We start from the raw sequence: 16878 nt of genomic DNA on the forward strand, positions 1-16878 counted from the left end.
ATTATTCACCTAAATTCATCGTGGTTGTTTGATTTTTGTCCCAAAAAGGGGTTTTCGAATTTAAATGGTTAATTAATGCGGTTTGATCTAATACATTAATCTTCCCATCGCCTGTAGTGTCTGCGGCTAGTAGATTGGATAATAAGATTGGTTGTTTACGATTCAAGTGGTTAATTAGTGTGGTTTGATCCATAACATTCACTCTTCCATCGCCGTTAATATCACCTTTAAGTACAACATGTACTCTATCCGTAATATTTCCATTACTATCTTTAATAACTATCATACGTCCACTAGCAACTATATCTTGATCTGTTAATTCTTTACCATTTTTATCTAAGAAGTAAAGTTCTTTATTAACGAAGTTTTCCTTCAGGTTTGCCCAAGTTTGATTTTGGAATACACCCATCAAGTAAATTGGATTGGTTTCGTCATAATAATTTCTTTCTTCAATTGGTATAACACTTGTTACTTCTGCATGGAACATACCAAGCATACTTTCTGGTTTAAGTTTAATATAACTGTCGTATTCATAAACGGCAGTTAATTTAATACTACCTATAACTGTATTTGGTTTTATTTCTTCAATATAGGTTCCAAGATCTTCATTTGCTAAAATATTTGCTTGACGTCTTGCCATTTGGCGCATGTCTTGTGATGTTTCATCTTGTTCTACCATGTACCAACCAACAAACTTATAACCATTTTTGTTTGCTTGATTAAATCTGATGTAGTCTTCAATGGTATACATTGTTGGGTTGATTGCAAGCCCACCATTTAAGTCGTAGCTTATACCATAACTTATTGGTTGCCAGTATGCTGTTAAAACTAAACTACCAACATTATTATATGTAAATGAATCGCCATCACCATATGATGGTAAGACATTACCATCAACAATCCAGCCCATAAAGTCATAACCTTTTCTTACATAACCAAGATCCGTTAGTACAACATTATCATCAAAGTTTACCGTCATTGGTGTCATTGAACCTTCCACAATGACTTCATCACCTTCGTTATAACCATCATTAAAGATAATGTTATATCTTCCTGCAACAAAGACCGCATGAACTGTCATATCACCTGTGACTCTATCAATGTGTTTATCCCAGTTTGTAAATCTGTAACCTGGTTTTTCAGGATCTGAAGGAATAATAGGACGTCCATTATAAGGGACAATAACTTCTTCATGTACTTCTTCACCGGACATATAAGTAACAACATATAGTCTTATCTCTTGATTAAATGCTGCTTCAAGTTGGATATCTTGTGTGACCGATTCTTCAAAGATATTAAATACGGTAGTACTTCCTTTAATCACCCAATGACTAAACACGAATGTGTATTGCATTGTTGGCAATTTACTTGGTATTTCAGTTGGTGGTATTAATGTTTGTCCATGTAAAACAGTCAGTGTTTTAAATAAAGCACCATTACCATCAAACAGAGTCACTTTATATTCTTTATACACTTCTTTATAACGTGCAACAAAGATCATATGCTCTGTTAGAATTTCAGGAACTACCTTATCCCAACCATCAAATGCATAATCAAAACCTTCACCACCTGGTTTGTTGACTACATTTGGTTCTATAATTGGGTCCCCATAGGCACCTACAATTTGTTTTAGGATGGTTGTTTGATCATCATCATAGAATGTATAAATAAACTTCCTTGGTGTACCTAAGTACTGAGTTTGTACAATTAAGTCCTCTGTAATAAAACTAAATGTCTTATCCCAACCAGAGAATACATAAACTGTACTTGTTGTTGATGATTTTACTGGTATGTCATCAGTATTTGGTTCTACAGCACCTTCACCGTATTTGACCATTTGTTTTTCAATGACATGACCAAATTCATCAATAAATGTGACTTCATATTCTTGTAAATGATTGTAAAAAATTGCTTTAATTGTAATATCTTCATACACTTTAACTGTTAAAGTTTCCCACATTCTAAAAGTGTAATAATATTGTTTGTTTGGATCTTTTGTTGGTGTATTTAAAGGCATTTTAGGAGTAGCACCATAATAAACTTCTTGCTCATCAAATACATTTCCGTTACCATCTAAGAAGGTTACTATGTAAACTCTTAAGTGTTCTTCATAATATGGATAATAATTCTCATCTGATGTAACAACTTCATTAAATACTGGATTCCAACTTATAAATTCATAGCTAAATTGTCTATCTGCTGGTTTTATTGGACCACTTGGTGCCATAATCACTTGACCATAGGTTGCAGTGATGGTGCTAATAATTGTTGTAGTATCATAATCATAAAATGTTAATGTATAAATACGTTCGATCTTTTCATAATATAGTTCTGTTACAATATCTTCTGTAACATTATCAAATTTGACACTCCAACGTATCATGTAGTGATAATAGTTATCACTTTCTAATATTGGTACATCTGGTGCTTTAGCACTACTGCCTTTATTTACTAATTCTTCTTTAATGATAATACCTTTATCGTTTTTAAAGATAACTAAGTACTGTCTTGTAACCATATCAAATATTGGTCTAACAATTAAATCACTTGTAACAACATCATAGTTTACATCCCATGATTTAAAGACGTAAGATACATCATCTGTTGGTGTTTTAGAAGGTATACCATTTGGTGTTATAGCACTTTGTCCATAACTAATTGTTTGTTCATCGAAGACATTTCCATTGCCATCTAAGAATGTGACTTGATAGGTTGTTTTTACATAATTATAGGTTGGATAGATTTCTAAGTTCTCTGTAACATAATTAGATGGTTCGGACCATCCTGTAAACAGAAAGAAGAAATCAGGATTTGGACTTACCTTAATTGGAGTAGTTGGCTCAAATGCCTTAGAACCATATTCGATGATTTGCGTATCACCAATTTGGTTATTTAATGCATCATAGAATCTAACTTCATAGTATCTATTTACCTCACTATATAGTGCATAAATAGTTCTATTTTCTCTAACATTTATTAGATCTTGATCCCATCCACTAATAACTAGTACTTGATCATTTTCCAAGTATGAAATAATCGGATTAAATCCTTCCATAAACCTTGGATCTTTTGCATCTTGTCCATATTCAATGATTTGTGTGTTGATAATGTTATCGTCTTTATCAAAGAAATTGACAGTATAGTATCTTGGTACTTCAATAAACTTAGCTTCAATATCTAAATTCTTTGTAACACCTGAATAGCTTGTTTTCCAACCATCAAAGATGTAGAAGATGTTTTGTGTTGGTGTTTTAGTAGCAACACTAGGTGCTATAGCATCCAGTCCGTATTTCACGTAATCAGTTTTTATTAATCTGTTATCACCATCAAAAAAGTTTACGGTAAATGTGATTTCTTTTTCTTCGTATTCAGGATAAATGTCTAGATTAGATTTCACATTAGAAAAATCTTCACTCCAACCAATAAATTCATATGCATATGGACCATCAATAATTTTTGAAGGTGCATTTGGTTCAGTTGCTGCCTCATTATATTTCACTATTTGTGAGGAGATGATTTTGTTAAATGCATCATAGAAGTTAACGGTAAAGGAATCATTGACTGTATCATAAATTGCATAAACATTTAAGTTTTCTTCAACATTTGTAAAGTCCTTATCCCATCGATTAAAGATGAGTAGTGTACCATTTTGTTGGTCAATTATATCTACAGCAGGCGCTAGAGCATTTGATCCTGGTGCTACCTCTTGTAGTTTAATTAAATTATTAAATTTATCATAGAATCTAACTTCATAATAAAGATATGTTTCATCAAATAATGCTTTAATGGTGCGATTTTCTTTAACTGCTAAGCCGTTATTATCCCAACCGACAAATGTATATTTAATTTGATTTGTACTAGTTTTATAACCTACTGGGAATGTGACATTTTGACCCCAACCAACTTGTATTTTGGTTGTTTCATCACCATTAATAAGTGTGACTTCATAACTAATTAAACGTGATCCCTTATTTAAGTTAATTGTCTTTTCTGCTGTAATAAAGTCTAGTGTGCTACTCCAAGATATAAAGTAATATTCATAGCCTGTAGCTTGATTTGGATGATCCTTTAGGTAAGTTGTTAAATCTGGTGCTACTGCATCTTTTCCATATAATACATATTGTGTATTTAAGATGGTTGCACCATCTGTAAAGGTAATTAAGTATTGTCCAGCTACTTCTTGGTAGTTTGCATATACTAAAGTATCTGAGGTAATATTTTTATAATTTGCACCCCAAGAGATAAACTTATAACCAATTTCTTTTGTACCTTCTTTAAATGGTATACCTTCTGGTAATATAGCTGTTTTACCATACTCGGTTTCTACAGTCTTATAAACTGTATCTTGATCAATCATAAATGTTACTTGGTAAGTTCTTGGACTTGATTTAAACACAGGATATATTTCTAGATTTCCCGTAATAACAGTAAAATCTTGATCCCAACCATCAAATGTATAAATTTCAGATACACTTGATGGTTTGGTTGGATTATTTATTGGTTGAACTGCACTATTTAAATATTCAACAACTTGTACTTTATCAATGATTTTGCCAAAGGCATCGTAAAACGATACTTCATAATATCTATCTACTCTAATGAATTTAGGTCTTACATTTAAGTTTTCTGTAATATAAGCATAATCTTCTATCCAACCATCAAACTTATAGGCATCATTGCCTGCTGGTGCTTGAGTTGGCACCTCACTTGGATGTGCAGCCATATCACCATATAGTACTTGTTGACTAGATAAAATACTACCATCACCATTAAAGAAGTTTACTGTATAACTTCTTCTAACTTCTTTGAACTGTGCAATTACATCCATACTTGTTGTAATACTTGAAATATCTTTATCCCAACCACTAAATTCATATTTGAATTCAGGTGTTTGAGCCTTAATAGGTAATACACTTGGTGGTTCTACACTAAATAAATACTCACCCATTTTTGTTTCTATATGCATACCATCAAAGTTATAGAATTTAATTTCATAATATCTTTGAACTGGTGTAAAGATTGGATGAATATCCATTGACTCAGTAATTACTACATTAAAGTTATAATCCCAACCTTCAAAGTGATACGCATAAGTATCATAAGTTTTTGTAGGTATTTTACTTGTAGGTTGAATATATTGATTATATTCACCTTTTTGACGCTCAAACAAATGACCATCACCGTCATAATAATTAATTGTATAGTATCTATCCATTTGATGATACTCTGCACGTATTTGAGTTGGTTTTAAAATTTGAGTACCATTAAAATCAAATATCCAGCGCATATATTCATAAACATATAATGCATTTTTATTCTTTAATGGAATTAACCCGTCTGGTTGTTGAACATATTGTCCATGTCTAATTTCTTCTTCATGAATTACTTTATTGTTGCCATCTATAAACTGTACTAAGTGATATGCTTCTTCCCATTTAGCATAGACTTCAATGTCTTTTTCTTCGTTAAATACTTGGATACTTTGACCCGATTTATTAGTAAGTTGAATCTCTATACCATCTTGATCATAATACCAACCTAAGAAGTTATATCCAAAGTATGTTGGTACATATAATTGATAGTGTTCATTGTCTAATACATATTGTAGATTTTCATTTGTTGTTTCATTAAGTTCTTCAAATGTTACTGTGTATAGTCTATTGTATGTACTTTCTTTAGATAGTGCTTGAATGTGTGCTCTACTATCTTGAGCAAATACTTTTAACTGTGGATAATTTTCATTGAGTTCATTTAAGTTATAATTGGTTGACCAATGATCTAAGGGGCTTACAAAATTCATTTGGTTAGAACTTGCACCAAATACATTTTGTCCAATCATGAATCTATGATCTAGTCCTTTAACATTATCACCATTAAAGGATGAACCGACCGCACCTAGTGGTTTCGTGTGTGTTGTAGTATTTCGGTATGCACCTAATAAGGTTACATCAAAGTAACTATTATGAATACTTCCTGTATGGTAGAACCCTACTAACATACCTATATGATTCTTACCATAGATAACGCCAGTGTTATAACTGTTGTATAGTGTTCCATTTAAGTATGCAGTTAAACCAGCTACATAATCACTACCTGTAACTTTACCTTTATTGTATACATTTTTGATGACACCATTATTTGTAGCTGCAATACCAGCTACATATTGGTTCCCCACAATCACTGCCTGATTATAAACATTTTCAATGACGCCATCATTGATTGCAGCAATGCCAGATACAGAATTTCTACCTGAAATATGACCTGATACACTAATATTTCTAACTTCACCGGTTGTACCTATATGACCAAATAATGCTTGATAGTCTAGTTGATTAGATACATGTACTCTAACATTGATACCTTTCCCATCTAAAATACCACTAAATGGTTTATCTTTTGTTCCTACAGGTGCAAATTTATAGTTGGACGGATGATCTACAAAGTTAAGTTCATCTATATCGCTACTTACTTCAAAATAAACACCTTTATAGGAATTACCATTGGTTGTACTATCAGCTAGTGCTAACCAGTCACTTTCATTTCTAATGAGGTAAGGATTTACCATGCTACCATCACCAACAATGAATGTATGTGTTTCAACGGATTTTAAAGAGTCTTCTCTAACGTAGTCAAAACTACTGTTAGAAAACACAGTAAATTGTGGATAGAATGATGTAGAAATTAAACTTGGTAACATTTTGTATTTATTAGGGTTTGCAAGGTTCATGTTAGTAACTGATAAAGCGTGCATACCAATCATTTGACCGTGGTATAACCCGTTTGTTCTTACATCACTAGTTTTATTACCTACTGGATATTGAGGTTTTTTGTAACCTGATAAATCGCTTTGGTTGGTGACATCTATATCATAATAAATGGATGATAAATTACCGTTTTCAATGAAACCGATAATAATACCAATGTCTTCAACACTATAGATTTCACCAAATTGGTAGACACTAGAAATTGAACCTGTGTTCATATAAGCAACAATACCTGCAGCTTGACCTTTTTTACTTAAAATCATACCAGCGTTATAAGCTTCACTTAAATTACCAGCACTAAAGTTACCAACAATACCAGCGGCATTTTGGTTTGTAGCAATAATCTGTCCACTATTAAATACTTGATAGATAATAGAACTATTAGTACCAGCAATACCAGCAGCAATACTATCTTTTGCAAGAATATGACCGCTGTTATAACTATTAGAAATTTCACCCATATTATGTCCTGTAATACCGGCAACGTTACTAAATCCAGTAACATCATTTCTATTATAGGCATCCATAATTACACCATCATTTTGACCTGTAATACCACCTGTATATGATCCATTGGATGTTATTTTTCCTTGGTTAGTTACACGTTTAATTGTACCTTGGTTAAATCCTACAATACCACCAATATCATTACCCAGTGTAGAAGTAATATGTGCATGATTATAAATATTTTCTATTGTACCTAAGTTTCTACCTGCTAAACCACCTAAATATGCATGTCCACGAATATTACCAGTAATGACCATGTTAGATACTTTAGCTGTTTCACCGATTGTGTGGAAGATACCAAGATATTCTGAATTTGTTGAAAGTTCAATAATAAATCTAGCTTGTTTACCATCAAAGATACCACCAAAGTTATATTCATTTGAACCAATTGGAGTATAACCTAGATCTTCTAAGGTTAAATCAATTTGCGTAACTTTCGGTGCTACTTCAAAATATTTACCAACGAACTCATGGCCATCTCTAACATAATCACCAATGATCATCATGTCGTAACCATCATAAATAAGATATGGATTTAACTTTGTTCCTAAACCTTCTAACTTATTATACGTAATACTTTCTAGTGAATCTTCTACAAAAACATTATATGCATGATCAATGAATATATATAGTTCTGGGAAGTAGGTTGTAAAATCTGTTCCTTGTTTGGTTTGATATAAACTTTGATCAAAGTTCATTTGTGTAATATCATCACCTAAACTATAGATAAATGTCATTTCACTTAATGTCCTAGCACTTACATGTGCGCTGTCTTCTACATTATAAATGGCATGTTTTACTAATTTATTTGAATCTAATTGTTTCATATTTTCTATTTCTGTTGAATTATAATATGCATTTGAAATAAGTCCCTTATTTTCTACTACAATACCAGCAGCATAGCTATTTGCAGATAACTGGCCACTATAGAAAATTTCATTTATTTCACCTTCATGGATTGCAGCTATACCTGCTGCATAACTATTTGCAGTAATTGAAGTGGTTGCGTATGCATGTTCCAAACTCCCTTTAAAGTGACCAAATAAGCCACCAACATAGTTTGATTTAGAGGCATGAATTACACCACTTGAAAAGACATTCGTTAGAATAGATTCGGTTTCAATATAACCAATTAACCCACCAACATAGTTACTAGATGCATAAATTGAGCCCATAAAATATGTAGCATTTGCAGTGATTGTTTGACTGTGTCCTATCATACCACCAACATAACTTAATCCTTCTACTACGCCCTTTAAGCTAATATTTAATAATTCAGTTATTTGGCTATCTCCTGCTAATAAACCAACATAATCATGACCAGTTACGACCATATCTTTAATGTAAATATTAGAAACAACACCATTTAATCTACCCGCAAGTGCTCCAACGTAATGTTTACCTTGTACTTCTCCTTCGAGTAGAAGATCTTTAATCAGTGCATCTTCTGATACAACACCAAACAACCCTTGATAATCCTTATTTGGGTTTTCTATTTTTAAGTTTATAGTTTGATTACTTCCATCAAATGTAGCCTTAAATGGATTACTATATGTACCAATTGGTTCATATAAGTTTTTAATTGGTTCAAAATCAATAATTGCATCTTGATAGACTTTATAGACTTGATCGATAGTATCTAGACCATCTTTAACTGCAATACCTAATCCACGTAAGTCATAACTGCTATATATTAAATAAGGGTTTATTGAAGTACCTTCACCATAAAGAAGTGGATGCATTACAGAGTTTCTTGAATCAGTTGTAATGTGTGATTTAGATGATGTTTCAAATACTTTTAGTTGAGGATAGAATGCATCAAATGCTTGACTTTGTCTTGATACAAAGACACCTGTTTCAAATGTTACAAATAACTGTTCAGATGTTAATTGATTTTTATACACTGCATTTGGACCGATAGTGGATGGTTTAAAGTATCCACTTGTATCATTTAAGATAGGTTCAATGGCAAAGTAGGCATTTTCTATGACACTCACACCATCTGTTCTACCATATAAACCTGAAATATAACCACTTCTTTCAGAGGTGATTGGACTTGCTTGATAGACGTTATATAAGTTACCACCTAAATAACCTGCGATACCACCTGTACCTCTTAGTGATGTACTTAAAGTAGAATGAATATTACCAACGTTATAGGCGTTTTTAATCATTCTATTTCTTACAATACCACCTGTAATACCACCTACATAGACACCAGTTGATTGTATATTTCCTGTATTAAATGTGTTTATGATGTCATGATTTGCATAACCTGATATACCACCAATATAGTTAGTACCTGTAATATGAGCTAGGTTATAACTATTTTCAATGATTCCATAGTTTCTACCTGATATACCACCAATAAAGTTAGTACCCTTAATACTACCTTCAACGCTGACATTCTTCACATAACCGTTTGATCCAATAACACCAAATAAACCTTGGTATTCAAAGTTGTTATTTAAGTTAATATTAAATTTGACACCTTGGCCATCAAATGAACCTTGGAAATTGACACTGCTATTACCAATTGGTACATAAGGTATATCTAATAAGGTTAAATCAATATAGTCTACATCACTTGCTACTTTAAAGTAAGTATTTAACAAGCTATAACGTGCCCCAATCATTTGACTTACAGATTCCATATCATAATGCGTTCTAATGATATATGGATCTTCAAAAGTTCCACTACCTTCATTAAACTTACTAATGGTTACACTATCTTTAGAATAATCTTTAATTGGTTTATATATACTCTTTGAAAAACCTTTAATTTGTGGGTAATATGCATAGAAACCTACACTATTTTCAAATGTCCATTCATTTTCAAATACTAAGGTACCACTGTATAGTTTGTGACTTACAACACCATAGACACTATCTGTATTACCTTGATTTCCTGTTGCAATAAACGGTTTTGAATATCCTGTAATATCAGGGCTAACCTCTATTTTAGATTCATTGTAGTAAAGATTATATAACTCAGAAGCGTTTGATCCTACAATGCCGCCAACATAGGATGTCCCATAGATATTTGAAGATGCATATCCATCAGAAATAATGCCCGTATTATTACCTGAAATACCACCGATATGTTCGTTTCCTCTTACACTACCAATTGCGTAACTTACACGAACTTCTCCGTGGTTTGAGCCGGTTATGCCACCAACATTATCTTTACCTACTAAATCTGCTGTTGTAAATACATTTTCTATAACACCATAGTTTACACCAGCAATAGATCCTACAAAGTTATTTCCAGTGATACTTCCAGATACACTTAAATTCTTGACGTGAGCAGTATCTCCAAGATAACCAAATAATCCTTGATAATTTGATGAAGTATTCATCTTTACAACAAAATTCGTATGCGTACCATCAAAAGACCCTTTAAATTGTGTAGCGATTGAACCAATAGGTTTATAGTTCACTTCATAAGTTAGATCGATAACCGATACATCTTCTTTAACTTTAAAGTAGATACCTTCAAAATCTATACCACTAGAAACTAAGTTAGAAAGTATTTCCATGTCATATTTATTGACAATTACATAAGGAACATCAAAACTACCTTCACCTACAAAAACATAGGATTTAACAGACTCGATAGAGTCTTTTTGAACGCGCTCACTTAGGTGAGTGCTAAATACTTTTAATTGTGGATAGAAAGCTTCAACACCATTTGTTTCAATAAATACCCATTCATTACTATCTAGTGTCATATTAGATTGTCCTTTAAGCCCGACAATCTCTGTTTTACTTAAACCTTTAATATGTTCTTGATTGAGCTTGTTGCCAATGGATTGAATTGGTACATTATATCCTGTTGGGACTACGATGGAATCAATAATAGATGCATCATAATAAATATCTGATTCAAAGGTTGTACCTTCAATACGACCAATCAAGCCACCAAGATAACCTGTATTTTTACCTAAAATGACCCCAGCACTATAACCTTGAGAAATTTGACCGTTTCGGTGTGCACCTGTGATACCACCTATATAAGTTGCTGTTGTTGTACCTTCAACCATACCTCTGTTATAAACATAAGAAACATTATTAGCGTTATATAGATAACCTACAATACCACCAACTACTTGAACACCTTTAATATGTCCAAAGTTAAACACTTTACTAATTGTACTTGTTTGACTAAAACCGATAATACCACCAATATCTCTTGAGATTGCAGTAACATTGGCCATATTATAGATATTATTTATATTGGAGTTTGTGCTTAAACCAATTAAACCACCAACATATCTTGTACCTAAAACTTCTGCATGATTAAAAATATTAGATATACTTGCACCATTGATTTCACCTGCAAGGGCACCAACATAATTTCTACCATGTACTTTACCAGTAATTTCAATATTTTTAACTTCTGCGTTTTGACCTAAATAACCAAATAAACCTAAGTAATCTGTTGTAGTTTTTAATAATTCAATTTGGATTGTCACACCATTACCATCAAATCCACCTTTAAATTGTTGATTGATGCTTGCACTGTGACCAATACGTTCAAACCCTAAACCTTCTATCGTTAAATCAAGTAGACTTACACCATCTATTACCTTAAAGTATATGCCATCTAAGTTATTAGATTTAGTGATGTCTGATAAAGCCTTCATATCCGCTTCATGACGAATGATATATGGGTTTGACTTAGAACCAGATCCATTCGCAAACCTAATTACACTTGTATATAAGAGTGCATTTGTGCGTACCACACTACTTGCATGTTCTGCAAATGATTTTAATTGAGGATAGTAATCATATAAGCCATTTGTAGGGCTTAACTTCCATAAATCATTACTTAATAAAATACCTTCTTGACTAAATACTTCTATACCTGTTAATGCTTCTTTTTCAACTTTAAAGTGATTAAATACAATTAGATTTCCAACAGCGTTATTTGGTTTAATAAAGCCATCTAAGATATCATCATAATAAATAATTGTACCATTATAATTTAAGTTTGAAATGAGTTCATTAGAACTAAATCCTACAAGTGCACCCACATGGTTTTGACCATGGATCCTACCACCATAATAACCTTCATGAATGGTGCCTTCATTAAATCCTACAAGACCACCAACACCTTGGCTACCTGTAACATTTCCAGTACTAAACATTGTGTCTAGACTACCCTTATTATAACCTACTAAACCACCAACATTTTGGTTACCTGTAACATGAACCTTCGCATAGACATTTTCTATTTGTCCATCATTTTTACCAGCAACACCACCAACGTAGTTATTACCTTTTATAGTTCCTGAAACTGATAAATTTGAAATGGATGCACCTGATGAAAGTTGACCAAATAGACCAACATAGTTTTTATCCATCATATCAAGTTCAATGATAAAGTGTGTATAGTCACCATCAAAGTGACCCTTAAATGGTACATCTTGACCAATTGGTTTATAGTTTGTTCCAACTAAATTCATTTCAAATACATTTGGTGCAACGATATAGTATTTACCAAGTGCATCATATTCATGTGATATAGAGTGTGAAAGTATTACCATATCATCTACATTTCTAATTAAATATGGACTTTCTTTTGTACCATCACCAGTAAATGGATTAGTTCTTGTTGAAATAATTGAATCATTTACAACATGTTCATTTGCATTTTCTGCAAAATATTTTAATTGAGGAAAATATGCATAATTGCCTTCAATTTCTTTAAAAGTCCATGTGTTTAAATTAAAACCTCTTGTCAGCATTTGATCATTAAACATGGTTGCTTTATCAAGACCTTGGCCACCTAATGCATCACTTGGTTTAACATACCCTGATAATGGTGTAAAGGTTCTTAACATGGTGACTTCATAGTAGTTGTTTGTGTTTGTTAAATAACTTCCACTTGCTGAGGCATAGACCCCACCAACTCTCGATTTAGACGATACATACGCTGCATTATAGTTATATCTAATATTGGAGTTATTTTGGTAGCTTGCTAGTATTTGTCCAACAATACCACCCACTAAATCTGCTCCAATAACTTCACCTCTATTATAAGTATTATAGATATGACTTTGTAATCCTGCAGCCCCGACTACACCACCTACATAGTTTCCTGTGGATGTTACTTTAGCGTGGTTATATACGCGTTGTACGGTTGCACCTGTCATGTAACCTACAACACCACCGGTGTAGTGTCTTCCTTCTATACTTGCTAGGTTATAGACGTTTTCTACAGTACCACTAACTTGGTATGCCACAACACCTGATACATAATCATTTCCTTTAACAGATCCTGTAACATATAAGTTTCTTATCACACCAACACCAAAATAACCAAACAGTGCTTGGTAATCTTTTGTAGTATCTAAGGTATTTATATGAAACTCTGCGTTATTTCCATCAAACGTTCCATAAAATCTCTTTGTTGGTGTTCCAATGGGTTCGTAATCTTCAAAGACGAATCTTGTTACACCATCTGCTACCTTAAAATAGAACCCTTCAAAGGTATTCCCGTTTTTGACTTTGTTATTAAGTTCGATAAAGTCTTCTTCATTATAGATAATAAACGGCATATCCGATGTACCCATACCATCTTTAATATCTAATGTGACTGACTCTTTAGATCTAGTTTTAGTTGTTGCTACTTCATTTTGACTAAATACTTTGAGTTGTGGGTAATACCCTAACTCATCCGTTTTTTCTTCAAAGTAAAAGTGTGTATTAGGTAAGAGTGCACTACCTTGAATCATTTGGCTCGTATTTTTTGCGTGTAATGCTGTTTCTAAACTTGATGGTTTGATTAACCCTTCTGGTTGATAATAATTAGCGATTACGATAACATCGTAATATAAATTGGTAAGTCCTAAGTAGCTACCACCTGAGGCTACTCCATATACACCACCAACAGATCCTTTACCCGCTACTTTACCTCTACTATAAACATGTCTTAAATAACTATTATTTGTATATGCTGCATAAATACCACCAGTAATACCACCGACATAAGTACCACCAATAATCTCACCTATATTATAGGCGTAATCTAATATACCATTATAGTAGGTTTGACCGGTAATACCACCGACATAGTTTTCAGTACCTGTGATGTTTGCTGTATTATATACATTTTGTACTCGGCTTCCTGTATGATACCCTACAATACCTGATACATAATTTCTACCAGTTACACTTCCAGATACCGATAAGTTTTCTATCACACCTGTTGTGTGATAACCAAATAAACCTTGGTAATCACTATCTGGTCGATTAATATCCAATATAAAGTTTGCACCATTTCCATCAAATGAACCTAAAAATGGTTTAGTTGGTGATCCAATTGGAATAAAGTTTCCTAAATCAAATTCAGTTAAACCTGCATCGACTTTAAAATGATAATTTAAATAAGTATTTCCTTTAGACACTGCCAGTGATAAATCATGCATGTCTTGTTCTGTCTTTATTAAAAACGGGGTTGTCTTTGTACCGAATCCATAAGATACATCCATTTTTACTGAATCTATGGAATCGAGTTTAATTTCCACATTTGGATTGGTTGTAAATATTTTTAGTTGTGGATAATATGCATAATCCCCTGATTTTGCTTTTAACTCCCAAATCGCTGCGTTATACCCTAGAGTAACGAGTTCACTAAACAGTAAGAAGTCTGAGGTTTTACCTTGTGCAATATTTGTTGTGCCTGGTTTGTTATAACCTAAACCTGGGTCAAAATCTGTAAGGATGGATGTATCGTAATAGTTATTGGTGTCTGTTAAATAACTTCCACTTGCTGAGGCATAGACCCCACCAACTCTCGATTTAGACGATACATACGCTGCATTATAGTTATATCTAATATTGGAGTTATTTTGGTAGCTTGCTAGTATTTGTCCAACAATACCACCCACTAAATCTGCTCCAATAACTTCACCTCTATTATAAGTATTATAGATATGACTTTGTAATCCTGCAGCCCCGACTACACCACCTACATAGTTTCCTGTGGATGTTACTTTAGCGTGGTTATATACGCGTTGTACGGTTGCACCTGTCATGTAACCTACAACACCACCGGTGTAGTGTCTTCCTTCTATACTTGCTAGGTTATAGACGTTTTCTACAGTACCACTAACTTGGTATGCCACAACACCTGATACATAATCATTTCCTTTAACAGATCCTGTAACATATAAGTTTCTTATCACACCAACACCAAAATAACCAAACAGTGCTTGGTAATCTTTTGTAGTATCTAAGGTATTTATATGAAACTCTGCGTTATTTCCATCAAACGTTCCATAAAATCTCTTTGTTGGTGTTCCAATGGGTTCGTAATCTTCAAAGACGAATCTTGTTACACCATCTGCTACCTTAAAATAGAACCCTTCAAAGGTATTCCCGTTTTTGACTTTGTTATTAAGTTCGATAAAGTCTTCTTCATTATAGATAATAAACGGAAAACTTTGTGTCCCTATTCCGTCAGTAATATCCACCTTAACAGATTGAATTGAGCTGTTTTTCTTATAAGCTAGCGTGTCGTTAGGATGATTAATAAAATATTTTAATTGAGGATAGAATCCAAATCCCTCAGTCCTAGGTTCAAAATGCCAATAGTCTCCATGAAGTGATTTAGAATCCATATCATAAAGTTGTTGACTATTTTTTGCATGTGCTGTGGTTTCTAGGCTAGATGGTTTAACATACCCTTCCGGTTGATAATAATTAGCGATTACGATAACATCGTAATAAGCGTTTGTGAGACCAAGGTAACTACCACCTGAGGCTACTCCATATACACCACCAACAGATCCTTTACCCGCTACTTTACCCCTACTATAAACATGTCTTAAATAACTATTATTTGTATATGCTGCATAAATACCACCCGTTATACCACCAACATACGTACCACCTATGATTTCACCTGTATTATAGGCGTAATCTAATATACCATTATAGTAGGTTTGACCCGTAATGCCACCGACATAATTTAGTGCACCATTTATAAACGCTTCATTGTAAACATTTAGTATTCTACTATTTGTATGGAATCCAGCAATACCAGCAACATATGATTTACCAAAAACTCTACCACTTACAGATAAGTTTTCAATCACACCACCATTTACATAGCCAAAAAGACCTTGATAATCACTTTCAGGTCTATTAATGTTTAATATAAACTTGACACCGAAACCATCAAACGTTCCAGCAAACGGTTTAGTCGGTGATCCTATTGGAATAAAATTGCCTAATCCAATTTCATTGACCGTTGACGATACTACAATAACTTTACCAGCAAATGTATTCCCTGCTAAGACAGCCTGAGATAAAGCATTCATATCTTCAGCATTACTGATGATATAAGGATTTGTCTCGGTTCCATCTTGGCCTTCTGCCATAAAAATAGACGCACCATATGGCGTTCTATAACTAATAGTAATTTTTTCTTCATTGACTTCAGGTGACTGATTTGGTTGATTTAAAAGAATTATTAATGACGTTAAACATAAGATAACTAAGCAAATTGCTATATTTTTTTTAACTCTTATACTTTTCAAATATAGTACCTCTTCATCCTAATAATTAAAAAAAACCATGTATGCTACACATGGTTATA

1 protein-coding gene is annotated in these 16878 nt (G+C 33.0%); it reads right to left on the reverse strand.

Annotation, left to right across the window (positions count from 1 at the left end):
• Position 1 precedes the first annotated feature (1 nt).
• Entirely contained in the window at positions 2–16819 is a 16818-nt protein-coding gene (locus ACL_RS05535; RefSeq protein WP_041634231.1) for an InlB B-repeat-containing protein, read from the reverse strand.
• Positions 16820–16878 lie beyond the last annotated feature (59 nt).

Origin of the sequence: Acholeplasma laidlawii PG-8A (genome assembly GCF_000018785.1) — a bacterium.
GTDB classification, from domain to species: domain Bacteria; phylum Bacillota_I; class Bacilli_A; order Acholeplasmatales; family Acholeplasmataceae; genus Acholeplasma; species Acholeplasma laidlawii.